General features: G+C 72.5%; 23 protein-coding genes. 10 read left to right on the forward strand and 13 right to left on the reverse strand.

Annotation, left to right across the window (positions count from 1 at the left end):
• The first annotated feature begins 65 nt into the window (after positions 1-65).
• A complete protein-coding gene (locus LGI35_RS20980) occupies positions 66-1,127 on the forward strand; it encodes a GlxA family transcriptional regulator (protein WP_227295389.1) in 1,062 nt (353 codons plus the stop codon).
• A 65-nt stretch (positions 1,128-1,192) separates the two neighbouring features.
• Here the strand turns inward: LGI35_RS20980 and LGI35_RS20985 are convergent, their stop codons facing one another.
• From LGI35_RS20985 to LGI35_RS20995, 3 genes are read right to left on the reverse strand one after another with little or no spacing between them, the layout of a single operon-like run.
• Complete coding sequence (locus tag LGI35_RS20985; protein ID WP_227295391.1) at positions 1,193-2,242, reverse strand: Zn-dependent alcohol dehydrogenase; 1,050 nt, start codon at positions 2,240-2,242, stop codon at positions 1,193-1,195.
• On the reverse strand, positions 2,239-3,438 hold the full coding sequence (locus tag LGI35_RS20990) for an acyl-CoA dehydrogenase family protein (protein WP_227295393.1): 1,200 nt from the start codon (positions 3,436-3,438) through the stop codon (positions 2,239-2,241). The genes LGI35_RS20985 and LGI35_RS20990 overlap by 4 nt, the downstream gene beginning before the upstream one ends.
• 27 nt (positions 3,439-3,465) lie before the next feature.
• A complete protein-coding gene (locus LGI35_RS20995) occupies positions 3,466-4,377 on the reverse strand; it encodes an SDR family NAD(P)-dependent oxidoreductase (RefSeq protein ID WP_227295394.1) in 912 nt (303 codons plus the stop codon).
• An 85-nt stretch (positions 4,378-4,462) separates the two neighbouring features.
• Between LGI35_RS20995 and LGI35_RS21000 the strand changes: the two genes are divergently transcribed.
• Positions 4,463-5,389, forward strand: a complete 927-nt coding sequence (locus tag LGI35_RS21000; RefSeq protein WP_227295396.1) for a cyclase family protein — start codon at positions 4,463-4,465, stop codon at positions 5,387-5,389.
• A 354-nt stretch (positions 5,390-5,743) separates the two neighbouring features.
• On the opposite strand, the gene LGI35_RS21005 is transcribed toward LGI35_RS21000, so the two are convergent.
• The 4 genes from LGI35_RS21005 to LGI35_RS21020 all read right to left on the reverse strand — a co-directional run bounded on the left by LGI35_RS21005 (position 5,744) and on the right by LGI35_RS21020 (position 9,885).
• On the reverse strand, positions 5,744-6,205 hold the full coding sequence (locus tag LGI35_RS21005; protein WP_227295398.1) for an ATP-binding protein: 462 nt from the start codon (positions 6,203-6,205) through the stop codon (positions 5,744-5,746).
• 427 nt (positions 6,206-6,632) lie between these two features.
• A complete protein-coding gene (locus tag LGI35_RS21010) occupies positions 6,633-7,496 on the reverse strand; it encodes an acyl-CoA dehydrogenase family protein (protein ID WP_227295400.1) in 864 nt (287 codons plus the stop codon).
• 2 nt (positions 7,497-7,498) lie between these two features.
• The gene (locus tag LGI35_RS21015; protein WP_227295401.1) at positions 7,499-8,683 is read right to left on the reverse strand and encodes an acyl-CoA dehydrogenase; all 1,185 of its coding nucleotides are present in this window, start codon (positions 8,681-8,683) and stop codon (positions 7,499-7,501) included.
• An 11-nt stretch (positions 8,684-8,694) separates the two neighbouring features.
• On the reverse strand, positions 8,695-9,885 hold the full coding sequence (locus LGI35_RS21020) for an amidohydrolase family protein (protein WP_227300413.1): 1,191 nt from the start codon (positions 9,883-9,885) through the stop codon (positions 8,695-8,697).
• A 189-nt stretch (positions 9,886-10,074) separates the two neighbouring features.
• Here LGI35_RS21020 and LGI35_RS21025 point away from each other — a divergent pair, with 189 nt between their 5' ends.
• Complete coding sequence (locus LGI35_RS21025) at positions 10,075-11,655, forward strand: class I adenylate-forming enzyme family protein (RefSeq protein ID WP_227295402.1); 1,581 nt, start codon at positions 10,075-10,077, stop codon at positions 11,653-11,655.
• On the opposite strand, the gene LGI35_RS21030 is transcribed toward LGI35_RS21025, so the two are convergent.
• Positions 11,639-12,166, reverse strand: a complete 528-nt coding sequence (locus LGI35_RS21030; protein ID WP_227295403.1) for an EF-hand domain-containing protein — start codon at positions 12,164-12,166, stop codon at positions 11,639-11,641. The two genes, LGI35_RS21025 and LGI35_RS21030, sit on opposite strands and share 17 nt — an antisense overlap.
• A gap of 171 nt (positions 12,167-12,337) precedes the next feature.
• Complete coding sequence (locus LGI35_RS21035) at positions 12,338-12,712, reverse strand: STAS domain-containing protein (protein ID WP_227295405.1); 375 nt, start codon at positions 12,710-12,712, stop codon at positions 12,338-12,340.
• A gap of 279 nt (positions 12,713-12,991) precedes the next feature.
• Here LGI35_RS21035 and LGI35_RS21040 point away from each other — a divergent pair, with 279 nt between their 5' ends.
• Positions 12,992-13,579: a sigma-70 family RNA polymerase sigma factor gene (locus LGI35_RS21040; protein ID WP_116512423.1), complete on the forward strand. Its 588-nt coding sequence runs from the start codon at positions 12,992-12,994 to the stop codon at positions 13,577-13,579.
• Complete coding sequence (locus tag LGI35_RS21045; RefSeq protein ID WP_227295407.1) at positions 13,576-14,892, forward strand: zf-HC2 domain-containing protein; 1,317 nt, start codon at positions 13,576-13,578, stop codon at positions 14,890-14,892. Before LGI35_RS21040 ends, LGI35_RS21045 begins: the two co-directional genes overlap by 4 nt.
• A 19-nt stretch (positions 14,893-14,911) precedes the next feature.
• On the opposite strand, the gene LGI35_RS21050 is transcribed toward LGI35_RS21045, so the two are convergent.
• The 3 genes from LGI35_RS21050 to LGI35_RS21060 form a co-directional block, all read right to left on the reverse strand.
• Positions 14,912-16,495 (reverse strand): transporter, encoded by a 1,584-nt coding sequence (locus LGI35_RS21050; protein WP_227295409.1) that lies wholly within the window; start codon positions 16,493-16,495, stop codon positions 14,912-14,914.
• On the reverse strand, positions 16,492-17,283 hold the full coding sequence (locus LGI35_RS21055; protein ID WP_227295410.1) for an ABC transporter ATP-binding protein: 792 nt from the start codon (positions 17,281-17,283) through the stop codon (positions 16,492-16,494). The genes LGI35_RS21050 and LGI35_RS21055 overlap by 4 nt, the downstream gene beginning before the upstream one ends.
• Positions 17,284-17,392: 109 nt before the next feature.
• Positions 17,393-18,076 carry a bifunctional DNA primase/polymerase gene (locus tag LGI35_RS21060; RefSeq protein ID WP_227295412.1) on the reverse strand — a complete coding sequence of 228 codons (684 nt, stop codon included), beginning with the start codon at positions 18,074-18,076 and terminating at the stop codon, positions 17,393-17,395.
• A gap of 330 nt (positions 18,077-18,406) precedes the next feature.
• Between LGI35_RS21060 and LGI35_RS21065 the strand changes: the two genes are divergently transcribed.
• Positions 18,407-19,789 carry an NsdA family TPR-like regulatory protein gene (locus LGI35_RS21065; RefSeq protein ID WP_227295414.1) on the forward strand — a complete coding sequence of 461 codons (1,383 nt, stop codon included), beginning with the start codon at positions 18,407-18,409 and terminating at the stop codon, positions 19,787-19,789.
• Between the two features lie 216 nt (positions 19,790-20,005).
• Complete coding sequence (locus tag LGI35_RS21070; protein WP_227295416.1) at positions 20,006-21,529, forward strand: hypothetical protein; 1,524 nt, start codon at positions 20,006-20,008, stop codon at positions 21,527-21,529.
• A gap of 44 nt (positions 21,530-21,573) precedes the next feature.
• On the opposite strand, the gene LGI35_RS21075 is transcribed toward LGI35_RS21070, so the two are convergent.
• Positions 21,574-22,869, reverse strand: coding sequence for an ABC transporter substrate-binding protein (locus LGI35_RS21075; protein WP_227295417.1), 1,296 nt, complete (start codon positions 22,867-22,869; stop codon positions 21,574-21,576).
• Positions 22,870-22,986: 117 nt separating this feature from the next.
• Here LGI35_RS21075 and LGI35_RS21080 point away from each other — a divergent pair, with 117 nt between their 5' ends.
• From LGI35_RS21080 to LGI35_RS21090, 3 genes are all read left to right on the forward strand, one after another.
• Positions 22,987-23,487 carry an SCO4402 family protein gene (locus LGI35_RS21080; RefSeq protein WP_227295419.1) on the forward strand — a complete coding sequence of 167 codons (501 nt, stop codon included), beginning with the start codon at positions 22,987-22,989 and terminating at the stop codon, positions 23,485-23,487.
• A gap of 73 nt (positions 23,488-23,560) precedes the next feature.
• Entirely contained in the window at positions 23,561-24,436 is an 876-nt protein-coding gene (gene purU / locus LGI35_RS21085) for a formyltetrahydrofolate deformylase (protein WP_116512415.1), read from the forward strand.
• 470 nt (positions 24,437-24,906) lie between these two features.
• Positions 24,907-26,313: a PAS domain-containing protein gene (locus LGI35_RS21090; RefSeq protein WP_227295421.1), complete on the forward strand. Its 1,407-nt coding sequence runs from the start codon at positions 24,907-24,909 to the stop codon at positions 26,311-26,313.
• Positions 26,314-26,322 lie beyond the last annotated feature (9 nt).

A 26,322-nucleotide genomic window follows, 5' to 3' on the forward strand; every position in this document is an offset into this window, starting at 1 on the left:
GGCCCACCCCGGACGAGTGGCCCGAAAGACAGCCTTCGTTAGGATCGGGCCATACACTCGGAGTCATGCCCGAGACTCCCGCAGCCCGCACCCGGCGCCCCCACCGCGTGGTCGTCCTGGCCCTCGACGGCGTGCTCCCCTTCGAACTCGGCATCACCCAGCGCATCTTCACCCGCGCCAAGGACCCCGAGGGCCGGCCGCTGTACGAGGTCGTGACGTGCTCGGTCAGGGAACCCGGCCCCGTGGAGACGGACGCCGACTTCGCCGTCCTGATCAGGAACGGCCCGGAGGCGCTCGCGACCGCGGACACGGTGGTCGTTCCCGCGTCGTACGAGCACGGGCCCGTCCTCGACGAGGGCGTGCTCACCGACGAGCTGGCGGCGGCCTTCGCGCGGGTCAGGCCCGGCACGCGGATGGTGTCGATCTGCACCGGCAGCTACGTTCTCGCCGCGGCGGGCTATCTGGACGGGCGCCCGGCGACCACGCACTGGGCGTCGGCGGAGCACTTCCAGCGGCTCTTCCCCAAGATCAAGGTCGACGCCGACGTCCTCTACATCGACGACGGGGACGTCCTGACGTCGGCCGGGGTCGCCGCGGGCATCGACCTCTGCCTGCACCTGGTCCGCCGCGACCACGGCGCCGCGGTGGCCAACGAGGTGGCCCGCCGCACCGTCGTCCCGCCCCACCGCGACGGCGGGCAGGCCCAGTACATCCACCGCCCCGTCCCCGAACCCCAGCTCGCGACCACGACCAAGGCCCGCGCCTGGGCCCTGGCCCGCCTCCACGAACCGCTCCAGCTGCGGGACCTGGCCGCCCAGGAGGCAATGTCGGTCCGCACCTTCACGCGCCGTTTCCGCGAGGAGGCCGGCGTCAGCCCGGGCCAGTGGCTGACCCAGCAGCGGGTGGAGCGGGCCAGGCACCTGCTGGAGTCGAGCGACCTGTCGATGGACCAGGTGGCGCGCGAGTCGGGCTTCGGCACGGCGCAGTCGATGAGGCAGCACCTCCAGACGGCGCTGGGCGTGACCCCCACGGCCTACCGCCGCACGTTCCACGCGACGAACCCGCAGGGCACGGGCCGGACAGCACAGGCACCGTCGGCCGACGCGGGCGCGGGCCGGCCGGCGTAGGGGCGGGTCACCGGCGTAGGTACGGTCAGCCGACGTAGGCGCTGATCAGGCAGCGCAGGCGCGGGTCAGAACACCAGCACCCCCCGCGCCACCCTCCCCTGCTGCGCGTCCTCCGCCGCCTTCGCGAAGTCCTCGACGGGGTACGTCTCCGTGACCAGCTCGTCGAGCAGCAGCCGGCCCTGGCGGTACAGGTCGGCGTAGAGCCTGATGTCGCGCTGAGGCCGCGAGGAGCCGTAGCGGCAGCCCAGGATGGACTTGTCGAGGAAGAGCGAGGCGACGACGAAGGACGCCTCCGCGTCGGCGCCCGGCATGCCGAGGAGTACGGCCTGGCCGTGCCGGTCGAGGAGGTCGACGGCCTGACGGACCAGCTCGACGCGGCCGACGCACTCGAAGACGTGGTCGGCGCCGGTCGGCAGGACGTCCCTGACCCCGTCGGCCGAGGTCAGGAAGTCGGTCGCGCCGAACTGCCGTGCCACCGCCTCCTTGTCGGGGTTCGCGTCGACGGCGACGATCCGAGAAGCGCCCGCGATCCGCGCCCCCTGGAGCACGTTGAGGCCGATCCCGCCGGTCCCGATGACGACGACGGTGTCGCCCTGGCCGACGCGCGCCCGGTTGAGGACGGCCCCGACGCCGGTCAGCACCCCGCACCCCATGAGCGCGGCCGACGTCAGCGGGATCTCCGCGGGGATCGGCACGGCCTGCACGGCCTTCACGACGGTCCGTTCGGCGAACGAGGAGTTCGCGGCGAACTGGTAGAGCGGCGTGCCGCCCCGCGAGAACGGCTGCGTGGGCCTCCCGATCGCCTTGCGGCACATGGTCGGCCGCCCACGGTCGCAGTCCGCGCAGGCGCCGCAGTTGGCAAGCGTGGACAGCGCCACATGATCCCCGGGCGCCACATGCGTGACGCCCGAGCCGACGGCCTCCACGACCCCCGCGCCCTCGTGCCCGAGCACGACCGGCGCCGGGAACGGGATGGTCCCGTCGATCACCGACAGGTCGCTGTGGCACAGCCCCGCGGCCGCGACGGCGACGAGCACCTCCCCCGGCCCCGGATCGCGTATCTCGAGATCGTCGACCACGTCGGCCCGGACCCCGTCGAACACGACACCCCTCATGACGACTCCCTCGTCTCCCTGGGCAGCCCGAGCACGCGCTCGGCGATGATGTTGCGCTGGATCTCGTCCGAGCCGCCGTAGATCGTGTCGGCCCGGCTGAAGAGGAACAGCCGCTGTGCGGCGTCGAGTTCGTACGTACCGTCGGGCGTCCAGTCCCCGGGCCCGGCGGCGGCGAGCGCGCCCCGCGCCCGGACGGCGAGTTCGCCGAGGCGCTGGTGCCAGCGGCCCCACAGGAGCTTGGCGACGCTCGGGGCGCCCGGGTCCTGCGCGCCGCCGAGCGTGCGCAGCGCGTTGAACCGCATGACGCGCAGCTCGGCCCACTGCCGCACGAGGCGGTCCCTGAACAGCGGGTCGTCGGCCGCGCCCGTACGCACCGCGGTCCGTACGACCTCGGCGAGCTCGGCGGCGAAGCCGATCTGCTGGGCGAGCGTCGAGACGCCGCGCTCCAGGGCGAGCAGCCCCATGGCGACCCGCCAGCCGTTCCCCTCGCCGCCGACGACGTGCTCCACGCGCGCGTGCGCCCCGTCGAAGAACACCTCGTTGAACTCGCTCGTGCCGGTCAGCTGCCGGATGGGCCGCACCTCGATCCGGCCCGGCTGGTCCATCGGCACGAGGAGGAACGACAGGCCGTGATGGCGCCGCGAGCCCGCCTCGGTGCGGGCGAGCACGAAGCACCAGTCGGCCTCGTGCGCGAGCGACGTCCACACCTTCTGCCCGCTCACGCGGTACGTGTCCCCGTCGCGCACGGCGGCCGTGCGCAGGTTCGCGAGGTCGGAACCGGCGCCGGGCTCGCTGTACCCCTGGCACCACAGCTCCTCGCCGGAGGCGACGGGCGGCAGGAAGCGCCGCTGCTGCGCCTCGTCGCCGTAGGCGATCAGGGTCGGGGCGAGCAGGTTCTCGCCGATGTGCCCGTGGCGTGCGGGCGCCCGGGCCCGCGCGTACTCCTCGGCCCAGACGACCTGCTGCGTCAGCGAGGCGACCCGGTTGCCGTACCCGCCCCGCTGCCAGCCGAGCCCGATCCACCCGGACGCGCCCAACTCCCTTTCCCAGGACCGCCGTACGCCGGCGTCCTCGTGCTCGCTCCCGGGCCCGCCGCGCCCCCGGGCGACGGCGTACTCGCCGGTGAGGTGCTCCGCGAGCCACGCGCGGGCCTCCCGCCGGAACGCCTCGTCCTCATCCTCGAACCCGAACTCCACAACGCGCCTCCGCCCCCGGCCTCGACGTCACTGATTGGGCCGCGCTTTCGCCGCGGCCGCCTCGGCCATCGCCTCCAGCTGCGCGAGCATCGGCATCGGATCGACGCCGACGGTGCCCGGCAGGAAGTCCGCGATCTTGTCCGGGGTCCAGCCGCCCTCCGCGTAGCCCGAGCGCAGCTCCCTCGGCTGGGCCCACACCGCGATCTTCGGCCCGGCGATCGTGTACACCTGCCCGGTGATCTTCTCGGCGCGGGCGCGCTCGCTGAGCAGATAGACGACGAGCGCGGCGACGTCCTCCGGCTCCCCGATCTCCTTGAGCTCCATGGGCACGTTCGCCGACATACGGGTACGGGCGACGGGCGCGACCGCGTTCGCCGTCACCCCGTACTTGTGCAGTCCGAGCGCGGCGCTGCGCACGAGCGAGATGATCCCGCCCTTGGCGGCGCTGTAGTTGGCCTGCGCCACGGAGCCCTGGTGGTTGCCGCTGGTGAAGCCGATGAGCGTGCCCGACCCCTGCTTGCGCATGACGGCGGACGCGGCCCGGAACACGGTGAACGTGCCCTTCAGGTGCGTGGCGACCACCGGGTCCCACTCCTGCTCGGACATGTTGAACAGCATCCGCTCGCGCAGGATCCCGGCGACGCAGACGACGCCGTCGATCCGTCCGTAATGGGCGAGCGCCACGTCGACGATCCGCTGTCCGCCCGCCATGGTCGAGATGTCGTCGGCGACGGCGACGGCCTCGCCGCCGGCCGCCTCGATCTCCTTGACGACGGACTCGGCGATCTCGCTCGCCGGTTCGCCGCCCTCGATGGACACCCCGTAGTCGTTGACCACGACCCGTGCGCCCTCGGCGGCACAGGCGAGCGCGACGGCCCTGCCGATGCCGCGTCCGGCCCCGGTGACGGCCACCACCTTGCCTGCCAAGAAGTTCCCCACGTCCGGCCCCTTCCCGCGGTTTCTGACGGATCGTTAGATTCTATGACCCGTCAGATACCCGAAGACAAGCCCCCGGGGAGCACTCATGTCGTTGCCTGCCGAGTTCCACGAGATGGCCAAGCGCGTCAACAACTGGGGCCGTTGGGGCGCCGACGACGAGATCGGCACGCTCAACCTGGTCACCGACGAGGTCGTGCGCGAGGCCGCGGCGACCGTCCGCACCGGCCGCCGGATTCCGCTCGCACTGCCCCTCAAGGAGGACGGGGTGCAGACCGGGATGATCCCCGGCCGCGTCAACCCGCTCCACACCATGGTCCAGATCAACCACGAACTGTTCGGCCCCGGAACCGTCGCCACCAGCGACGACGCGGTGACCATGGGGCTCCAGACAGCCACCCACTGGGACGCCCTGACACACGTCTCGCACTCGGGCCGGATCTACAACGGCCGCCCCGCCGACACGATCACGGCGCACGGCGGCGCGCAGTTCAGCGGCATCGACAAGGCCCCGCACATCGTCTCGCGCGGCGTCCTGCTCGACGTCGCCGCGGCGAAGGGCGTGGACCGGCTGCCCGGCGACCACGCCGTGACACCCGAAGACCTGGACGAGGCAGCGGAGTTCGGCCACGTCACGGTCCGCGCCGGCGACATCGTCCTCGTCCGCACCGGCCAGATCCAGACGTACCTGGCGGGCGACAAGCACGCGTACGGCTATCCGTCGCCCGGCCTGTCCGTGCGCACACCCGAGTGGTTCCACGCGCGCGACGTGGCCGCGGTCGCGAACGACACCCTCACCTTCGAGATCTTCCCGCCGGAGATCGAGAACCTCTGGCTGCCGGTGCACGCCCTCGACCTGGTCGACATGGGCATGCTCCAGGGCCAGAACTGGAATCTGGAGAACTTGTCCACAGCCTGTGCACAAGAATCGCGCTACGCGTTCCTGCTGTCGGCGATGCCCGAGCCCTTCGTCGGCGGCACCGGCACACCCGTGGCCCCGGTCGCGATCCTGTAGGGCGCAAGTGGCTTGTCCCGTACGGGAGTTCAGAACCGGACGGCGATGCGAGCCGCACCGCCGCCCGGCCCCCGGCGCCCGGGCCCTGCTCCCCCGGCCCCTGGGAGAGCCGGCCGCCGCGGCACGACCCGTACTCGCCGAGGGCTCCCGTCACCGGAACCCTTGGCGTCCCCTCGCCACGAATCGCTGACCACAAGCGTGATCAAACGGACACTCGGCGTCAACACCCGCAAGGAGATTTGCCAGTTATGTGACATTTATGACGGCGCACGCCCGGCTCGAACCGACGCACTCAGGCGCACTCGGGCGCACGGGGACGCCCACTGCCACCCCGAGAGGCACCGGGAGCGCGAACTACACCGCCTCGTACGCCATCCCCGGATACGCCCCCGCCCCCGCGCCCTGAGCGCCGCAGCGGTCGATCTCGCACCAGATGGCCTTGCCCGTGCCCTCCGGCCGCCAGCCCCAGCGGTCCGCCAGGCCGTCGACGAGTTCCAGGCCGCGGCCGTTGGTCTCTTCCCCGTCGGCGTGCCGCGGCGCGGGGGGCCGGTCGCTGGCGTCGGCCACCTCCACGCGGACCGTGCCGATACTGGCCTCCGCCGGGACGCCCGGCAGCAGCATGCGCAGCACGGCCGGACAGCCGGTGTGCACCACGGCGTTGGTGACGAGCTCGGAGACGATCAGGATGAGCGTCTCCGCCAGTGGCTCATCGGCCTCTATCCCGGACCCTGCGAGGCGCGAGCGCGCCCACCTGCGGGCTCGGCCCACCTCCGCGGGATCCGCCCCGACCTCCAGCTGAACTTGAAGCACCTGCACCGCTCACACCATCCGAACCGGCGGACACATCGCCTCGGGACTGTGACAAGTCAAGGAGCTCACGGACCGTGATCCCCTTGGAAGACAGCATGGTTGACGTACAGTCACCCCAACAAGCGCTTCGGGCATATTCCAGCGCGAAGGAGTACGCGTGCGCCATACTGTGCGACGCGTGCTGTGGGGAGTCGAACGGGCAGGCGCGCGGCCCTCCCGTGCGCTGCGAACGGCGCGCATCGCCGGATCCGGAGCCGCCTCAGGGGCAACACCGGGATGGCTCGGACTCGGAACCACTCGCATCCCACACAAGGTACCCGAGCGGGACCCCGACTCCGTGCCGTGACGAGTCCCGCGCAGGACACAACCCGATATCGACGTTCCGTGACCGTCCGTACACGGGTTCGCCCCGCGCCGTACACGGCCCCGGACGTCACAGCGCCGCCGCCAGCTCCTCCTCCGTCTCGCGCGTCGTACGGCCCGCGGCGGCACGCACCCAGGCCCGCTTGAGATGCAGATGCACGTCCGCCTCCCAGGTGAAGCCCATGCCGCCGTGCACCTGGACGCAGTCGCGCGCGTTGCGCACGGCCGCCTCGTCGGCGAGCAGCTCGGCGGTGGCGATCTCGACCGGGTCGGCCGTGACCGCCGCCGCGTACACGGCCGCACGGGCCAGCTCGGCCCGTACGAGCATCTGGGCGCACAGGTGCTTCACGGCCTGGAACGCGCCGATGGGCTGCCCGAACTGCTCGCGTTCACCGGCGTATCGGACCGCCAGCTCGCAGGTGCGCGTGGCGGAGCCGAGCTGTTCGGCGGCGGTGAGGAGTACGGCCTCGGGGCTGCGGGGCGCGTGCGGGCCCGGCAGCTTGTGCAGGGGCGTGAGCGGGTCGACGGAGGACAGGGGCACGGCGCCGGTCGCGTCGCCCTGGACGACGTCCGACGCGTCGCGCCACGGCAGGAGTTCCCCGGCGGGCGCCGTCACGACGCTCTCGCCGGTCGCGGCACCCGGCACGGTGCCCGCGGCGAGGTGCGTGGCGACGAGCGGGCCCGGCAGCAGGACCCGGCCCGCCTCCTCGAAGACGAGGACGGCCTCGGGCAGCCCCAGGCCGACGCCGCCGTCCGCCTCCGGCAGGCACAGGGCGAAGAACCCCGCGTCGCCCAGGGCCCGCCACAGCGCCCGGTCCAGGTGCCCGGGCGTGTCCACGGCCGTGCGCAGGGCGTCGCGGTCGAAGCGGCCGGCGAGCAGGTCGCGTACGCCGTCGCGCAGGGCGCGCTGGTCGTCGGTGAGCTGGAAGCGCATGCTCACCGCCCTCCCTTCTGGAGATCCTTCGGCCGGTCCTTCGGCAGACCGAGGATGCGTTCGGCGACGATGTTGTGCTGGATCTGGGAGGTGCCGGCGGCGATCGTGTACGAGAGGGACGACAGGCGGTCGAGGGTCCACTCGTGGTCCGTGTCGAGGGCTCCGGCGACGCCGAGCACCTCGGCGGCGGCGTCGAACAGTTCCTGACGGGCGTGCGAGTACCGCAGCTTGAAGACCGAGCCGCCGGTGCCGGGTACGCCGCCCGCCTGTTCCGCCTCGCTGACGTTCCACTGGGTGAGCCGCCACAGGGCGCGGAACTCGGCGTTGAGGCGGCCGAGCCTGCGGCGCAGTACGGCGTCGTCCCAGCGGCCGTTCTTGCGGGCCTGCGCGGCCAGTTCGCCGAGGACGCGGCGGCAGGCGACGACCTCGCCCACGAACGCGGTGCCCCGTTCGAAGGACAGCGTCACCATCGTCACGCGCCAGCCGTCGTTCTCCTCACCGACCCGGTTGGCGACCGGGACGCGTACGTCGTCGAGGAACATCTCGGCGAACTCGGCGGACCCGGCGAGCGTGCGCAGCGGCCGCACGGTGATCCCGGGCGCGTCCATCGGCATGGCGAGCCAGGAGATGCCCCGGTGCTTCGGGGCGGACGGATCGGTGCGCACGAGGAGCTCGCACCAGTCGGCGACCTCCGCGTGCGAGGTCCATATCTTGGACCCGCTCACCACATAGTGGTCGCCGTCCCGGGTCGCGCGCGTGCGCAGCGCCGCGAGGTCGGACCCGGCGTCGGGCTCGCTGAACCCCTGGCACCACACCTCGTCGCCGCGCAGGACGGGCGGCAGCCAGCGCGCCCGCTGCTCCGGTGTCCCCTCGGCCGCGATCGTCGGCCCTGCGTGCAGCAGCCCGACGAAGTTGGCCCCCACATAGGGCGCGCCCGCCTTCTCGGTCTCCTCCAGGAAGATGAGGTGCTGCGTGGGCGTGGCACCGCGGCCGCCCGCGTCGGCGGGCCAGTGCAGGCCCGCGTACCCGGCGTCGTACAGCCTGCGCTGCCAGCCGAGGTCGTAGGCGCGCCTGCCCGGCCAGTCGTCGGGGGACGGCTTCGGGGGGAGCCCCGGAAGCACGGACGCGAGCCACTCCCGCAGCCGCGCCCGGAACTCCTCTTCCTCGTCCGTGTACGTGAGATCCACGGCGCGGCCCGCTACCTGTCGAGGTCCAGGTCGAGCATGCGGATCGCGTTGCCCCGCATGAGCTTGTAGACCGTCTCGGAGTCGAGGCCCTTCATATGGTCGAGGGCGACCTCCTTGGTGTGCGGGAAGGTCGAGTCGACGTGCGGGTAGTCCGTCTCGAAGGTCGCGTTGTCCCGGCCGACGACGTCGAGGGACGCCACCCCGTGCTTGTCGCGGAAGAAGCAGCAGAACATCTGACGGTAGTAGTACGTCGACGGCGGCTCGGGGATGAGGTCGCGCACCCCGCCCCAGGCCCGGTGCTCCTCCCAGACGTCGTCCGCGCGCTCCAGGGCGTACGGGATCCAGCCCATCTGGCCCTCGGAGTAGGCGAGCTTGAGCGTCGGGAACTTCACCAGGACCCCGGAGAAGAGGAAGTCCATCATCGACGCCATCGCGTTGTTGAAGCTGAGCGAGGCCTGCACGGCGGGCGGGGCGTCGGGGGACGCGGCGGGCATCTGCGAGCTGGAGCCGATGTGCATGTTGACGACCGTCCCGGTCTCCTGGCACACGGCGAAGAACGGGTCCCAGTAGCCGGAGTGGATCGACGGGAGCCCCAGGTAGGTGGGGATCTCGGAGAACGTCACGGCCTTGACGCCGCGCGCGGCGTTGCGCCGGATCTCGGCGACGGCGAGGTCGATGTCCCACAGGGGGATGATGCAGAGCGGGATGAGGCGGCCCCCGCTGTCGCCGCACCACTCCTCGACCATCCAGTCGTTGTAGGCCCGCACGCAGGCGAGCGCCACCTCCTTGTCCTTGGCCTCGGCGAACGTCTGGCCGCAGAAGCGCGGGAAGGTGGGGAAGCAGAGGCTGGCCTCGACATGGTTGAGGTCCATGTCCGCCAGGCGGGCCTTCGGGTCCCAGCAGCCGCGCCGCATCTCCGCGCGCGTGATGCCTTCGAGGGTCATGTCGTCCCGGTCGAAGCCGACGGCGGCGATGTTGCGCTTGTACGGGAACTTCAGGTCCTCGTAGATCCACCAGTCCGTCGGGGGCCCGTCCGGGTCCATGGTGATCTGGTACTTGCCCGCCACGTAGGCGAGCTCGCCGATCCCGGCGGTGAGCGGCTGCGGCCCCCGGTCCCGGTACTTCGCCGGAAGCCAGGTCGAGAAGAGGTGCGCGGGCTCGATCACATGGTCGTCGACGCTGATGATCCGGGGCAGTTCCATCGGGTCCATCGTGTCCCCTCACCTGACAGTTTCTGATGGCGTTTCTGATGCTGCTTCTGGCACTGTTTCTGATGGGTCGTCAGATAGCAGGCTAGCCCCGCACCCCTGGACCGACAAGGCGCAGCGCTCTACGCTCTCCGCACGATCTGACTATCCGTCAGGTACGGCCTGTCTTTCCGAGGGGGAGCAGTGAACGACACCGCACACGCCCTGGGCGCCGCCGGGACGCTCTGGGAGCTGATCGAGCGCCGCGCCGCCCTCACCCCCCACACCCCCGTACTGATCCAGTCCGCCCCCGACGCGAAGGACGACCGGCGCCTGACCTTCGGCGAGCTGCGCGACCGCGGCGAGCGGGTCGCCGCCGGCCTGTACGACATGGGCGTACGCCCCGGCACGGTCGTCGCCTGGCAGCTCCCGACCCGCATCGAGACCGCGCTGCTGTCCTTCGCCCTCGCCCGCATCGGCGCCGTCCAGTCCCCCGTCATCCCCTTCTACCGGGACCGCGAGGTCGGCTTCGCGCTGCGCGAGTCGAAGGCCGAGTTCTTCGCGACCCCGGGCGTGTGGCGCGGCTTCGACCACACGGAGATGGCCCGGCGCCTCGGCGCGCGCGGGATCTTCGAGGCGTACGACACGCTGCCCGACGGCGACCCGTCCGTACTGCCGCCACCGCCCTCCGACGGCACGTCCGTGCGCTGGATCTACTGGACCTCCGGCACGACCTCCGACCCCAAGGGCGTCCTGCACACCGACCGCTCACTGATCGCCGGCGGCTCCTGCCTCGCGCACGCCCTGCACCTGTCGGCGTCCGACGTGGGCTCGATGGCGTTCCCCTTCGCGCACATAGCGGGCCCCGACTACACGGTCATGCTGCTCCTGTACGGGTTCCCCGCGGTGATGTTCGAGCAGTTCGCGCTGCCGGACGCGCTCGACGGCTACCGGCGCCACGGGGTCACCGTCGCGGGCGGCTCCACGGCCTTCTACTCGATGTTCCTGACCGAACAGCGCAAGTCCCCGGCGGACCGGCTCATCCCGACGCTGCGGCTCCTCGCGGGCGGCGGCGCGCCCAAGCCGCCCGAGATCTACCACGCGGTCGTACGGGAGATGGGCTGTCAGCTCACCCACGGATACGGCATGACCGAGGTCCCCATGATCACGATGGGCGCCCCCGACGACACCGCGGAGAACCTCGCGACGACGGAGGGGAAGCCCCCCGAGGGCATGGAGATCCGGGTCACGGACGCGGACGGCAAGCAGGTCCCATGCGGCGTGGACGGCGAGGTCAGGCTGCGCGGGGAGGCCGTCTGCCAGGGCTATCTGGACCCCGTGCAGTCGGCGGCCGCCTTCGACGGCGACGGATTCCTCGTCACCGGCGACCTCGGACACGTGAGGGACACGGGGCATCTGGTGCTCACCGGGCGGGCCAAGGACATCATCATCCGCAAGGGCGAGAACATCTCCGCGAAGGAGATCGAGGACCTGTTGCACGCGCACCCCGCGGTGGGTGACGCGGCGGTCGTCGGGCTCCCGGATCCCGAGCGCGGCGAGCGGGTGTGCGCGGTCGTCGTCCAGCGCGACGGCACCGAGCCGCTGACCTTGGAGGCGATGGCGTCCCATCTGCGGTCGGAAGGGCTGTCCACGCACAAGCTGCCGGAACAGCTGGAGCTGGTGGACGCCCTTCCGCGCAACGACACCCTGCGCAAGGTGCTCAAGTACAAGCTGCGCGAGCGCTATGCGGGCACAAGCCCGGAGAGCGCTATTCCGAAACGGTGAAGTAGTGGGCGAAGGCGGTGACGATCTCCTCCTCGGAGATCCGCCCGTCGCCGTCCGCGTCCAGCGCGGCGGCGACCGGTCCCACCAGGGACGGGTCGACGCCGAGGACGCGCAGGACGCGCTCCGCGGCCGTGGGGGTGAAGCCCGAGCCGTTCTGGTCCGCGACGGCGATGGCGGCCCGCAGGAAGGGGCGGGCGATCTCCGCGAACCGGTCCGGGTTGTCCCGCAGCCGCTTCACCGCGCCCGTCACGAACTCCTCGCGGGTGACGCGCTGGTCGCCGTCCACGTCCGCTATGCCGGCCATGCCCTGCCAGAAGGCCTCGGCGCCGGCGTAGAGCGCCTGGCCCTTGTCGCAGCGCGCCGTCGTGGTGAACTCGGCGAGCAGGCCCTTGGCCGCCGTCACGAAGTCCTCGCGGTCGATGTAGCCGTTGCCGTCCTGGTCGAAGCCGGCGAAGCGGGCAGTGATCCTGCGCTCGTACTCGGCGTGATCGGTGCTCTCGGCGTGGTCCATGTCCCCTCGACCGCCTCTCGCATCGGTGGTGGTACGGGTTCTGCCCGTCCTCTCGCCAGGGAGCGTACGTCGTGGAGCGGCGGCGGGGGCCCTCACCGCGACGCTTGTGCCAAGACCGGAGGAATTCCGCAACAACTTCCGTGCTCGGCCGCCCGGACGCGCGGGTGTGCGTCAGGCAGAGAGAGGTGACGCCTCGTCGTTCACGGCGGTCAGCACGTCCGGGTACACCTCGAAGAGGCGGCGCACACCGAGCGCCGACAGGACACGGTTGACGTGCGAGCCGTCCTCGGCTCCCTTGGCGGGCAGGATCAGCCGGAGCTCGCCGCGGCACGAACGCATCAGTCGGCGGGCCGCGATCAGCACGCCGACCCCGCTCGAATCGCAGAAAAGGACCTGCGAGAGATCGAGGACGAGACTGTGCCGGCCGTCCGCGACCGCGTCGTGCACCTGCTGGCGCAGCGCGGGAGAGGTGGCGATGTCCATCTCGCCGGACACCCGCACGACGGCCCAGCCATCCTGTTGTCCCTCGGTCACTCTGAGCGTCACGCGCTACGCCTCTCGTTGATCCGGAACCCCTGCTTACGGTTGTCTTCTTTCGCGGCTGCCCGACCGCGTGGCGCTGAAACACCACTGCAGACGTATCACATATGGCCCGGTTAAGACCCAAGTGATCGGATTTTGGGTCGCTTCCGGCGCCAAAGGTCCGCGCATCGTGACCGTCTCCTTACCATCCGCATCCGGGCAGGTCGACCTTTGCCACAAAGACACGTGCGTTGTCGGCGGGCCCGACTACATTCGAGGGAAGGCACACGGTGAGGGGGCCGCATGGCCAAGGAGACTCCGACCCGGTGGGACCGGAGGATGCAGCAGCGGCTCGCGCACGGGGAGGCCGCCGCGCTCGGCGAGCTGTACGACCGCTTCGCGTCGCTCGTGCACGGGCTCGCGCACCGCGTGCTCGGTGACGAGGACGCGGCCGACCGCATCACGCGCGACGTCTTCACCCATGTCTGGGAGAACCCCGACGCGTACGACCCCAAGCAGGGGCCGCTGCGCTCCTGGATCGCCACGCTGACCCACCGGCGCGCGGTCCACCGCCTGCGCCAGACCGAGTCCGCCGCGCTCGTCCGCAGCGGAGAGGGCACCACGGAGGATCTGGAGCGCAGGGTGCGGCACGCCTCCGCCGCCGCCCGCGCCGACTACATCGTCACGTCGATGCCCGCCCCGCTGCGCGCCGCGCTCGAGCTGGCCTACTTCCAGCGCAGGGACTACCGCCAGACCGCGGTCGACCTCGGCGTCACCGAGGACGAGGCGCGCCGCCGTCTGCGCCTCGGCCTCCAGCTCCTGTCCACGGCCCACGACAGCGGAACCTCCGGCACCCCGCCGGGGCCTCACGGACACGGGAGGGCGCTGTGAGCGGGCCCCACCCCTTCGGCAACGCCGAACAGCCCGACGACCCCGACAACCGTGACGGCTCCGGCGAGCCCGGGGGCGCCGGGCGTTCCGACGCCGCCGCGAGCGCCCGGATACCGACGCCGCGCTCGTCCGTGGAGGACACCGGGCGCCCGCTGCCGGACCACGTCCCCGAGCCGCTCGTGCTGGAGCACCGTGTCCTGAAGTCCCTCCTCGGCGCGTGGGCGCTGGCCGCGTGCTCGGCCGAGGAGAGCGTCGCCGTGGAGGAGCACCTCGGCGGCTGCGGCCCGTGCGCCGAGGAGGCGCTGCGGCTGCGGGACGCCGTGGGCCTGCTGCACTCCGAGGAGAGCCTCGACCTCGACCCGATGCTGCGCTCCCGCGTCCTCGAGGGCTGCCTGACCCGGCGTCCGCCCCGCATCCCGGTCCCCGAGTGGGCCGCTCCGTACGACGCGGAGACCGCCCGCCTCGACGCCCTGCTCCAGGACATCGGCGACTCCGAGTGGCACGCGCCCATACGGCTTCGCTGGTACGAGGGCGACGACCGGGTCAGCCGCAAGACGACCGTCGCCGGGGTGCTCACACACCTGATGAGCGTGGACGGCCTGGTCGCCGTCGCACTCGGCCTCGACGACCCTCTGTTCGGCGTCACGCCCGAGGAGCGCCGTACCCCGGAGAGCCGCACGGAGACGTTCTGGCAGGCCTCGCACTTCCCGCCGACCCGCGCCGTCCGCGGCCCCTGGCGCGAGCAGTCGCACGCCGTGATCCGCACGGTGTCGTTCGCGGCCGACACGAGCGGCTCCGCGGGCCGCACCCGCACGTCCGGTCAGCTGGCCGTCCCGTACGGGGACTTCACCCTGCCACTGCGCGACTCGATGCTGGACCGCGCCTTCGAGTGCTGGGTGCACGCCGAGGACATCGCCGAGGCGGTGGACTACCCGTACGAGCCGCCGTCGCCCCGCCATCTGAACCGCATGATCGACCTGGCGGCCCGGCTGCTTCCCGACTCGCTCGCGGGGCGCCGCCGCGCGGGCCTCGCCGCACCCGCCCGCGGCCTCGTCGCCGCGGGCGCGCCCGGCCGCAGCCTGCGCCTCGAGGTCGAGGGGGCGGGCGGCGGCGAGTGGCTCATCTCCCTGGACTCCCCCGGCGCGGTCGGCTCGGCGGAGCACGAGGTGGCCCATGTCGCCCTGGACGGCGTCGAGTTCTGCCGCCTGGCGGCCGGTCACGTCACGCCGGAGGAGGCGGCCGCCGGACAGGACGGCGACCGCGAGGCGATCCACGACGTCCTCTACGCGACGGCGTCGCTCAGCAGGATGTGACGGCGCCCCGCGGCACGCGTCATCCCTTGCTGACCGCCGCGAGGATCTCCGGCAGGCGGGCCGCCGTGCGCGGGGCGGCCAGGCGCAGGCCCGCCAGGGTGATCCCCGCTCCGTACGCGGCGCCGACCGGCAGCAGCAGCCAGGCCGCGGACCCGGCACCCGACACGTGCAGCCAGATCGCGACGGCGATGACCGGGGCGCACAGCAGGGCCGCCGCGACCATCCCGCCGAAGATCGATATCCAGGCGAGGCCCGCCTGCCCCGGGGCGACGTTCTTGTAGCCCTCCTGGGGGATCGAGTACGGGAAGCGGGCCGACGACCAGGCGCCGGTCGCGAGCATCGCGCCGAGCAGCGCGAAGGAGAGGCCGAGGACCTCGGGCAGGGCCCGCCAGTCGCCGAGCATCGCCGTCGTGACGACGGTGACCAGCGTCGCGTACGGCAGGGTGATCGTCAGGAGGGCGAGGGCGCGGCCGCGCAGTTCGACATAGGCGTCGTGCGGCGAGGAGATGGTCATGGCGACCATCCAGAACGCCGAGGTGTCCTGCCCGAACTGGTTGTACATCTGGATGCCGAGCATTCCGGCGGCGAAGCACGCGAAGTAGATGGAGCCGGTGCCCTGGAGCGCGTTGAAGACCGGCACGATCAGGCCGATGGCGAGGGACGTCACCCAGGCAGCCTTCGTCTTCGGGTCGCGCCACACATAGCGCAGGGCGCGCTCCATGACCGTGCCGGTGCGGCCGTCGGGCAGGAGGCGGGGGCCGCGGGACGTGCGCCTGCGGCGGGTGGGTTCGGCGGCCTGGAGCGTGGAGCCGTCGGGGGACGTCATGAGGCGCGTCAGGGCGCTCTGCCAGGCGTACAGGAGTCCGGCGAGGGCGGCCGCGCACAGGACGAGGCGGGCCGCCGCGACACCGTACGAGCCGTGGCTGACCGAGTCGACGGCGCCGATCGCGGACGCCGGCGGGATCCAGGCCAGTACGTCGCCCGCCGGGTCGAGCGCCCCGAGCCCGCCGGACGAACCGAGCTTATGCGCACCGAAGTTGACGACCTGGGCGCCGACGGCGATGACGAGCCCGCTGAGGACGGCGAGGTCGCGTCCCTTGCGGCTGGTGAGCAGCCGGATGTTGGCGGCGGCCACGGCGCGGGCGAGGGCGACGCAGGTGAGCAGGGTGAGGGCGACGGCCACCACCGCGACGGCGGACGCGGCCGCCCCGTGCGCCAGGGCGATCACCGCGCCGACCGCGAGACAGAGCGTGAACAGGGGGCCGATCCCGACGAGGGACGCGATGAGCAGGCCCCTCACGAGCGGACGCGGCCGCAGCGGGAGCATCACGAGGCGGGTCGGGTCGAGGGTCTCGTCGCCGGAGGGGAAGAAGAGCGGCATCACCGCCCAGCCGAGGGCGAGTACGGCGGTGAGGATGACGCAGAGCGTCGCCGCGTGCGCGCTGCCGCGCAGGGCGATCAGGCCGATGAGCTGGAGCGCGGCGACGAGGAGTACGACGACGAGCGTGGCGATGTAGGCGGCGCGGCGGCCCGTGGACCCGCGCAGGCCGTTGCGCAGGAGTGCCAGCTTGAGGCGGACCAGGGTGACGGTCGTCGTGGTCACCGGCCGCCTCCCAGCCAGTCCAGGTCGGAGATCGTGTCGCGGCCGTTCGCGCCGACGAGTTCGAGGAACGCCTGCTGGAGGGAGGGCGCGTCGCCGCGCACTTCGGCAAGGGGCCCCTGCGCGCGGATGCGGCCGGCGGCCATGACGGCGACCCAGTCGCAGAGCGACTCGACGAGCTCCATGACGTGGGAGGAGAAGACGACGGTCGCCCCGGAACCGGTGTAGCGCTCCAGGACGCCGCGGATGGTCTGCGCGGAGACCGGGTCGACACCCTCGAACGGCTCGTCCAGGAAGAGGACTTCGGGATTGTGGAGGAGAGCGGCGGCCAGCCCGATCTTCTTGCGCATGCCGGTCGAGTAGTCGACGACGAGCTTGTGCTGGGCCCCGGAGAGGTCGAGCACGTCGAGGAGCTGGGCGGCGCGCTTGTCGACCTCGGCGCCGGGCAGGCCGCGCAACCTGCCCGTGTACGCGAGAAGTTCGCGCCCCGAGAGCCGCTCGAACAGGCGCAGGCCCTCGGGGAGCACGCCGATGCGGGCCTTCACCTCGACGGGGTCACGCCACACGTCGTGGCCGACGACCTCGACGGCGCCCCGGTCGGGCCGGAGCAGTCCGGTGACCATGGACAGGGTGGTCGTCTTTCCCGCGCCGTTCGGCCCGACGAGGCCGATGAACTTGCCCGCGGGAAGGGTGAGATCGATCCCCGCGACGGCGACGCTCTGGCCGAACGCCTTCCAGAGGTCCTTCACGCGTACGGCCGGCGCACCGGCCTCGGTCCCCGCCTCGGTCACTGTGCAGCCCGCCGTCCTTCGTCGCCGTCGCCCTCCCCCAAGCTCTCGAACTCCGCGCGAGCAGGGGCCCGTCCGCACGATACGTGGCCGCGGGACGCGCTGCTGTGTTCTAGCGGCGGCCTTCCCGCCCGCACGCGTACGCCAGTGGGGAGATGAGCTCCTCGGCGTCCGGCAGCCAGCGGTTCGCGGCGGTGGGGCGGCAGGCCCACTGGACGGCGCCCCGGCCACCGAAGCGGGTGGGCGGCGCGGCGACGTAGGAGCCCTCGCCGAGCGCGTCCAGGTCGAGGGAGGCGGGCGGCCAGCCCAGCTTGCGGACCAGGTCGGGGACCTTCGCGGCGGCGCCCGGCAGGACGAAGAACTGCATCCGGCGGTCGGGGGTGCAGGTGACCGGGCCGAGGGTGAGTTCCATGCGCTCCATGCGGGCCAGGGCCAGGAACCCGGCGGTCTCGGGCACGTCGATCGCGTCGAACGTGCGGCCCGTCGGCAGCAGGATCGAGGCGGCGGGCTGCTTGGACCACAGCCGGCGGGCGGCGGTCGCGCTCCCGGTGGCCTGGTTCGCCCAGTCCTCGCGCGCGTGGTGGGCACCGGGGGCCGCGCACCTGGCGTCGCCGCAGGAGCAGTGCTGCCTGCCCTCGTCGACCTCCAGCCAGGTGCCGGGGAACACGTCCCAGTGGCGTTCCTCCGCGTAGCGCACGGCGGCGTCGAGGAGGGCCTCTCCGCGCTGCTGGGGGATCTGGGGAGGCGAGGTGACGGACGAGGTGACTGCCGAGGTGACTCCGATGGTCTCTTCCACGACGTTCTCAACTCCCGCCGCCACCCGGGGTTACGGGCGCACGCGCGCGGGGGCCCGCAGCACCGATCCTGCACGTGGGGCGCATGGATGCATGGGCGGGGGCGCGCGGGAGGAACGGCCCCGGCCGGGGGGTAGCCAGCCCGGAGGACCAGACGAGGGTGCTGTCCACCGACCGGCCACCAGTTGGGGCTCTTGCTTCTTTTGCCCTTCTTTGTGGCGCATCTTCCGTTTGATCTCAGGGCATTGATCACCTCAAGGCGGGCCCGACCGGGAGCGTGACGACAGGCCCGAGTCCGCCCGATGGTCCACGGTGCACACAGGGGGTACGCCATGGCCGCAAGGCCTCTCGTAGCGCGACAGCCCAACGAACGGCTGCAGGCGCTCATCCAGGAAGCCGGCTGCTCGAACGCCGGACTGGCCCGCCGGGTCAACATGTGCGGATCGGAGCACGGCCTCGACCTGCGCTACGACAAGACGTCGGTGGCGCGCTGGCTGCGCGGCCAGCAGCCGCGCGGCCGGGCGCCCGGCATCATCGCCGAGGCCATCGGCCGCAAGCTCGGCCGCACGGTCACGATCGACGAGATCGGCATGGCCAACGGCAAGAACCTCGCCTCGGGCGTCGGCCTCCAGTTCTCGCCGACCGTCCTCGGCGCCATTGAGCAGGTGTGCGAGCTGTGGCGCAGCGACGTGGGGCGCAGGGACTTCCTGTCCGGGTCGTCGGTGGCCTCGTCCGCCCTGGTCGAGCCGAGCCGGGACTGGCTGATCTCCGTGCCCGACTCGCAGGTCGCCCGGTCGGCGGGGCCGCGGGTCGGGACGTCGGACGTGGCGGCCGTGCGGGCGATGACCCAGGCGCTGACGGACCTTGACCACCAGTACGGCAGCGGACACGTGCGGCCGGTGGTCGTCCACTATCTGAACAGTGTGGTGTCGGGGCTGCTCGCGGGCTCGTACCGGGAGGCCGTGGGACGTGAACTGTTCGCGGCGGTGGCCCGGTTGACGGAGCTGGCCGGGTACATGGCCGTCGACACGGGACAGCCGGGCCTCGCCCAGCGGTACTACATCCAGTCGCTGCGCCTCGCCCAGGCCGCCGGGGACCGCGGGTACGGCGGATACGTACTGGCCGCGTCCATGAGCCACTTGGCGGCGCAGCTCGGCAACCCACGCGAGATCGCCCAGTTGGCGCGCGCGGCGCAGGAGGGGGCGCGCGGGCGGGTGACCCCTCGCGCGGAGGCGATGTTCTACGCGGCCGAGGCGCGCGGCCACGCCCTGCTCGGGGACGCGCGGGCCACGCAGGCGGTGGCGGGCAGCGCGCTGGCCGCGCTGGAGCGGGCCGAGCCGGACTCGGGCGACGACCCGGCCTGGATCGCGCACTTCGACGCCGCGTATCTCGCGGACGAACTGGCGCACTGCTACCGGGACCTGGGGCAGGCCGAGGCGGCGCGTCGGCAGGCCGAGGCGTCCCTGGCCGGGCACCCTCAGTCGCGGGCGCGACGCAGGGCGATCGGTCTGGTGCTGCTCGCCACGGCGCAGGTACAGCAGCGTGAGGTCGAGCAGGCCTGCCAGACGGGGACGCGCGCGGTGGAACTCCTCGGCACGCTGCGCTCGAACCGGGGCGCCGAGTACCTGGACGACTTCCGGCAGCGCCTGGAGCCGTACCGGGACGAACCCGTGGTCCGGGAGTTCGGTGCGCGCCTCGATCTTCAGGCGGCGTGAGGAGTTGTGAGCGGCGTGCAGGAGACGTACGCGTGAAGCTTGTGTGACGGACGCCTCAACCCGCTTGGGGAGAGCGCTAATCAGCGTTCCGCGGGCTTGTTTTGTTACTTGAGGGTGTGGGGAGGCTGTGGGGTTCTGAGCTGCGTGGCACGTCTGTGCGGGGACCCGGTAGCGTGAGCCGACGATTCCGAAGGTCCCCCAGTCGTAGGAGTCCCGGTGACGCAGCAGAGCGGACAGGGCGAGGATCCGCACCTTCCCTCGGTGCGGCAGGCACATGAAGGCGTCGTGCTGCCCGCCGACGGCAGCGAGCCCTTGCTGCCGGGTACCTTCGGCGACCAGTCGCACGTCGCCCCCTCGGGCGGCAGCCCCTGGGGCCAGCCGTGGGGCCCCGAGTCCGCGCAGGCGGCCTCCGGCGGCCCGATGCCCACGTACGAGTGGGGCGCGCCGTCCGCGTCGCCCGCGCTGCCGGGTGAGAACGCGCCGCATGCCGCGGCCCCGCTGCCCCCGGCCGCGCCGCAGCAGCACTACTCCGCGCCGCTGCCGCCCGCCGGCGCCCCGGCCGCCCCGCTGCCGACGGACGCCCCGTACGGCTCCGCGCCCATGCCGCCGGCCTCCGCCTCGGACGCGACGCAGTACATAGCCCCGACCGCGCCCTCCGACGCGGACGCCACGCAGTACATCGCGCCGGTCGCGCCCGGGGCCCTGCCGCCCGAGGTGCCCGCCGACGCCACCCAGTACCTGGGCCGCGCGAACGCCCCCGGCCAGATGCCGCCCCAGCAGCAGCCGTACGGCTCCGCGCCCGTGCCGCCCGCGGGCACCGACAGCGACGCCACGCAGTACATCGCGCCCGTGCCCTCGTCGCCGCCGCCGAGCGCGCCCTACGGCATCCGCCCCGGCGCCCCCGGTGACCGCCAGCCCCCGGCCGAGTTCGACAGTCTCTTCCGCACCGAGCCGGAGCCGGACGCGCCCGCCTCGACGCAGCAGATGCCCCGCTTCGACCCGCGCGCCGGCGCACCCGCGGGCCCCGGCGGACCGGGCGGACCCGGCCCGGCCGGACAGCCGCAGGCCCCGTACGAGCCCACCGGGCGGGCCGCCGCCCGCAAGGGTCAGAGCCGTACCGGCTCGAAGGTGCCGCTCATCGCCGCCGTCGGCGTCGGCATCCTCGTCGTGGGCATCGGCGCGGGCGCCCTCATCAGCAGCGGGGGCGACGAGAACAAGGGCGACGACGCCAAGCCGGCCGCCGCGACCGGTGCCCCGGACAGCTCGTCCCCGACGCCCGCCGACCCCGCCAAGGCGCAGGCCGTCGCGCTCGACAAGCTCCTCGCCGACTCGAACAACAGCCGCGACACAGTGATCAGGGCCGTCGCGAACATCGGTGCCTGCAAGGACCTCGGCAAGGCCGCCGGCGACCTGCGCGGCGCCGCCACCCAGCGCACCGGGCTCGTGACCCGGCTCGCCGCGCTCGAAGTGGACAAGTTGCCCGACAACGCGGCGCTCACGCAGGCCCTCACCAAGGCGTGGCAGGCCTCCGCCTCCGCGGACAGCCACTACGCGGCGTGGGCCGACCAGGCCGCGGGCAAGAACGGCTGCAAGAAGGGCCACGCCAAGCCCACCCCGCAGCGCCGCGCGGGCGACCAGGCCAGCGGCACGGCCTCCACGCAGAAGACCCAGGCGTCGAAGCTGTGGAACAGCATCGCGACGCAGTGGAACCTCCCGCAGCGCAAGCCGTACCAGCTCTAGCCGATGTGCCGGCTCCGACCGGTACGGAGGCGGCCTGGGCGGGATCAGCCCGTGGGGGTCGCCTCCAGCGTCCGCGACACGTCGACGAGTCCGCGGCGCGCGGCCACGAGCCGCCCGTCGCGCACCACCTGGAAGGTGACGTCGGCGTTGACGAGCCGCGGGAAGCCGCTGGCCGCGATCATGTCCTCGAAGCGCCAGCTCAACGTGGGCGTGAGACCGCCGGTGCGCACCTTCAGGCCGCCGTCGAGCGCCCCGCGCACCGTGCGCGCCGTCACGTCACCGTCGCCGAGCGACTCGACGACCTGCTTCAGGACGGTGTACGCGATCCATGTCGTCTGCACGCCCGCGTCCGCCGGGTCGATCCGGTTGTCGCCGAACGCCTGCTCGCTGATGACCTTGCGCATCGTCGCCCACCGCCGGTCGGTCGCCACCGGGTACCAGCCGGTGACGTACGCCCCTTCGTAGACGCCCGACTTGCCGCCCGAGCGGTCTATGACCGTCTGGTCGACGCTGCCGAGGACGGTCGAGATCCGCACCTTCGGATAGGAGTCGCGGGTGCGGCGGAACGAGTCGAAGAACGTGTCCGTGCGGTCGCCGAGGACCGCCGTGACGCAGCCCTTCCCGACCGGGTCGGCGCCGGCCCGCAGGAGCGCCTGGCGGGCCTGCTCCGTGTAGTCGGTGGCGTCCTCGGCGGCGCGCACGTCGGACGCGCGGTTGCGGCCCGCGGACAGGCCCGTGTCGAGGAGCAGCGGCAACTGGTCGCCGGCGACGGTGTCGGGGCGCACGAGCGAGGTGCGGTCGCAGCCCGCGGCGGCCAGCTGCCGGCCGTTCCCGGCCATCAGGGCGGGCTGGCCGCCGTTGACCGGATACGACAGGGGGCTGGCGAACTCCTCGTCGGTGACGCCGTAGCCACCGATGTAGGGGATGCCGGCGGACTCCAGGGGCCCGAGGAAGGAACGCGCGTGCTGGCTGTAGGAGCCGACGACCGCGACGGCCTTCTGCTCGACGGCGTCCCTGGCGCAGCGGGCGGCGCCCACGGTGTCGTTGTTGTCGTTGCAGGTGATGACCCTGAGGTCGCGGCCGCCGATGCCGCCGTGGGCGTTGACCCAGCGCGCGTAGGCGCGTGCCATGGCGGGCATGCCGGGCATGTTGGTCGCCTGGGTCTTCTCGGGCGCCCATGTCATCACCGTGACGGGGTCCTTGGAGCCCCCCGTGACGTCGGAGACGATTCCGCATCCGGCGGCGAGCGACGCACAAGCCGCCCACACCGCCGCCGAAAGCACGGTGGAACGAAGGGTGCGGGAGGTACGCGGGACAGTGGTGCGACGCCGGCCAGTCATGAACCTGCACGATTCCGCCGCATCCCTAACCTGCGAGTGACCTGTGGTCAACGTGCGGTGACGCGGAGGTGAATTACGGGGGGCGGGACGGGCCGAAGGGGACGGCACGTACGATCGATGACCGTGCAAAGCTCGGAGAAGTCTTCCCGTCGCGGCCGTCGCTCCTCCACCATGGGCGGCATGCCACTCAACGACATGCCGTGGTGGCGCTGGCGCAGCAATGTGCGCTCCGCGCTGCACATGCTCTCCGACCCCGCGTTCCAGCGAAACGTCTGGCTCGCGGGTGTGGACGGGTTCGGGGACGTCACCGACGCCGTGTACCGCCTGGTCGAGGACACCTGGCTCGACAACTGGTCCGCCGAGAAGTACGTCGGCACGATCTTCCGGGACTCCCAGGAGGCTCAGCTCGTCGACACCGCCGTGCTGCGCGTGCTGCGGATCATGCACCAGGTGGGCCCCGACGCCCCCGTCTCCGCCTATCTCGACCATCACGCGTGGCCGGAAGCGGTGCACTCCGCGCGGGCCGCGCACGTCGCGCTCGCCACGAGCGACGGCGACGACCCCGACGCGGCGCCCCGCACCCTCGAAGTCCTGCGGATCATGACGCGCGCGGCCTGAGCGCCGCCCGGCTGCCGTCCGAACAGCGGGACGGCGGCCCCGCGGGGGTTACGTGTATGGGACCCTTGCCTGCATGAATGAGCAGTCCCCCGCGTCCGGCGCCGAGCAGTACGTCCTGACTCTCTCCTGCCCCGACAAGCAGGGCATCGTGCACGCCGTGTCGAGCTATCTCTTCATGACCGGCTGCAACATCGAGGACAGCCAGCAGTTCGGCGACCACGACACGGGCCTGTTCTTCATGCGGGTCCACTTCTCGGCGGACGCGCCCGTCACGGCGGAGAAGCTGCGGGCCAGCTTCGCCGCGATCGGCGACTCCTTCCACATGGACTGGCAGATCCACCGCTCCGCGGAGCGGATGCGCGTCGTCCTGATGGTGTCGAAGTTCGGCCACTGCCTGAACGACCTGCTGTTCCGCGCCCGGATCGGCGCCCTGCCCGTCGACATCGCGGCGGTCGTCTCGAACCACACGGACTTCGCGGAGCTCGTGAAGTCGTACGACATCCCCTTCCACCACATCCCGGTGACGAAGGACAACAAGCCCGAGGCCGAGGCGCAGATCCTCGACCTGGTGCGTGCCGAGGGCGTCGAACTGGTCGTCCTGGCCCGCTACATGCAGGTCCTCTCGGACGACCTGTGCAAGGAGCTCAGCGGGCGGATCATCAACATCCACCACTCGTTCCTGCCGAGCTTCAAGGGCGCCAAGCCGTACCACCAGGCACACGCACGGGGCGTGAAGCTGATCGGCGCGACCGCGCACTATGTGACGGCCGACCTCGACGAGGGCCCGATCATCGAGCAGGAGGTCGAGCGCGTCGGCCACGACGTGACGCCGGACCAGCTCGTGGCGATCGGCCGCGACGTGGAGTGCCAGGCACTGGCCCGCGCCGTGAAGTGGCACGCCGAGCGCCGGATCCTGCTGAACGGGCGCCGGACGGTCGTCTTCACCTGATCTCAGGTGGGCGGGGCCGTCCGCACACGCAGACGACCCGCGAGCCAGGTCTCCTCCCGTACGGGACGGGCGGAAGCCGGCCGGACGTACCGGCGGCTCGCGGGTCGGGCGACTGCTTGGGATTGGGCCGGCTGCACGCAACTCTCACGTGCTGGTCCGGCGCCGAAACCGAGATGCGACGCCGGGCTGCTAGCCCGCAGTCACCTCACGCGTCCGGTATGCATACATCTGCCGAACCACCTCCCTTCGTGTGTACCCCCACCCTAAGAAGGGTCCGGGCAGCCTTCAAGCGAATTAACGGGCCCACCGCTGGGCCCGTGCCCGAGGTCGTAGGCTGTGATCAAGGAAGGAACGTTCCCCCGGACCTCCGGGACGCAACGATTTCCCCGAACTCCGTGTGTGCTGCGTCACGTTCGAGTTGAATGATCTGAAGTGCGGAACACGCGGACACAGCCTGCAGGGGGTGCCAGGTGAGTGCTTCCCGGCGTAGTGGGGCCACCGACGAGCTCGGGCCCGACGAGCCCGAGCGGGACGGGGCCGATCTTCTTGCCGCGTTGCTCGACGGGATGGACGCCGCGCTCTGCGCGTTCGACGCCGACGGGATCGTGACGCATTGGAACCGGGAGGCCGAGCGGATCCTCGGCTGGTCCGCGGCCGAGGCCGTGGGACGGCGCGGATTCTCCGGGTGGGCGGTGCGCACCGCCGACGCCGACGACGTCGAGGCCCGGCTGATGGCCGCGATGCGGGCGCCGGGCCGGCAGGTCCACGAGTTCGCGCTGCTCACCAAGGCCGGCGGGCGGATCCTCGTACGTACGCAGTCCGCCGCGGTGCGCGGGCCCGACGGCAAGCCGGCCGGGCTGTACTGCGCGTTCAGCGAGGTCCACACGCAGATCGACCTGGAACGGTCGATCGCCCTGAGCGAGGCCCTCTTCGAGGACGCGTCCTGGGGAGTCGTCCTCGTCGACGCCGACCTGCGGCCCGCCGTCGTGAACGTCCATGCCGCGCGGGCGCTCGGCTCCGGCCGCACCGCGCTGCTCGGACGCCCCCTCGGCGACCTGATCTCGCAGGGCGTCGAGGAACTGGAGAGCGTGCTCGCCCATGTGCTCGCGGAGGGCGCCCCGCCGGCCCCCGCCGAGCTGTGGGTGACGGTGCGGCTCCCGGAGGGCGACGCGCGCAGGTGCTGGCGCAGCGGCTTCGTCCGGCTCGCCTCACCCCTGGCCGAGGAACCCGTACCGCTGGGCGTCGGATGGCTGTTCCAGGACGTCACCGAGGCCAAGCAGACGGAGCAGGAGGCGGCGCAGCTGCGGTTCCGGGCCAACCAGCTGCACCGGGCCACGCGGGCCGCCGCCGAGTGCGAGGACCCGGCGGAGGCGGCGACCATCCATCTGGACTTCGCGCTGGCCGGGTTCGCCGACCACGCGCTGATCGACCTGGTCGTCGGCGACGAGCAGGCAGGCCGGTCGGAGCGCGACGCCGACGGGGACCCCACGGGTCCGGTGCGCCTCGCGCGGGCGGCCGCGACGCCTTCGGGGGCGCCGGGGCCGAGCCTGCTGGTGTCGCGCACGACGCTGCCCGTGCGCTATCCGGAGGGCCACCCGGCGCTGCAGTGCGTGGAGCGCACGGGTTCGGTCCGGGCGAGCGCGAGCGGGCGTGAGGCGGCGCGGGCGCACGAGTGGGCCGAGGCCAGACAGTGGCCGGAGGGCACGGTGCACGCCCTGTGCGCGGTGCTGCGCAGCCGGGCGCGCACGCTGGGCGTGGTGACGTTCCTGCGCGGGCCCAGCCGCACACAGTTCGAGCGGGCCGACGCCACGTACGCGGAGAGCGTCGCGGCCCGGATCGCCGGGACGCTCGACCTGGCGCGGGTCCTCGACCGGTAGCCGCGCCCC

This window comes from Streptomyces longhuiensis, from assembly GCF_020616555.1.
GTDB lineage: Bacteria > Actinomycetota > Actinomycetes > Streptomycetales > Streptomycetaceae > Streptomyces > Streptomyces longhuiensis.

Excerpts from the sequence above, each read along its gene's own strand:
- LGI35_RS20980 (WP_227295389.1), top strand. The coding sequence starts at position 66 with ATGCCCGAGACTCCCGCAGCCCGCACCCGGCGCCCCCACCGCGTGGTC.
- LGI35_RS21065 (WP_227295414.1), top strand. The coding sequence starts at position 18,407 with ATGGCCGCAAGGCCTCTCGTAGCGCGACAGCCCAACGAACGGCTGCAG.
- LGI35_RS21080 (WP_227295419.1), top strand. The coding sequence starts at position 22,987 with ATGACCGTGCAAAGCTCGGAGAAGTCTTCCCGTCGCGGCCGTCGCTCC.
- LGI35_RS21000 (WP_227295396.1), top strand. The coding sequence starts at position 4,463 with ATGTCGTTGCCTGCCGAGTTCCACGAGATGGCCAAGCGCGTCAACAAC.
- LGI35_RS21075 (WP_227295417.1), bottom strand. The coding sequence starts at position 22,869 with ATGACTGGCCGGCGTCGCACCACTGTCCCGCGTACCTCCCGCACCCTT.
- LGI35_RS21020 (WP_227300413.1), bottom strand. The coding sequence starts at position 9,885 with ATGGAACTGCCCCGGATCATCAGCGTCGACGACCATGTGATCGAGCCC.
- LGI35_RS21040 (WP_116512423.1), top strand. The coding sequence starts at position 12,992 with ATGGCCAAGGAGACTCCGACCCGGTGGGACCGGAGGATGCAGCAGCGG.
- LGI35_RS20985 (WP_227295391.1), bottom strand. The coding sequence starts at position 2,242 with ATGAGGGGTGTCGTGTTCGACGGGGTCCGGGCCGACGTGGTCGACGAT.
- purU (WP_116512415.1), top strand. The coding sequence starts at position 23,561 with ATGAATGAGCAGTCCCCCGCGTCCGGCGCCGAGCAGTACGTCCTGACT.
- LGI35_RS21030 (WP_227295403.1), bottom strand. The coding sequence starts at position 12,166 with ATGGACCACGCCGAGAGCACCGATCACGCCGAGTACGAGCGCAGGATC.
- LGI35_RS21010 (WP_227295400.1), bottom strand. The coding sequence starts at position 7,496 with ATGCGCTTCCAGCTCACCGACGACCAGCGCGCCCTGCGCGACGGCGTA.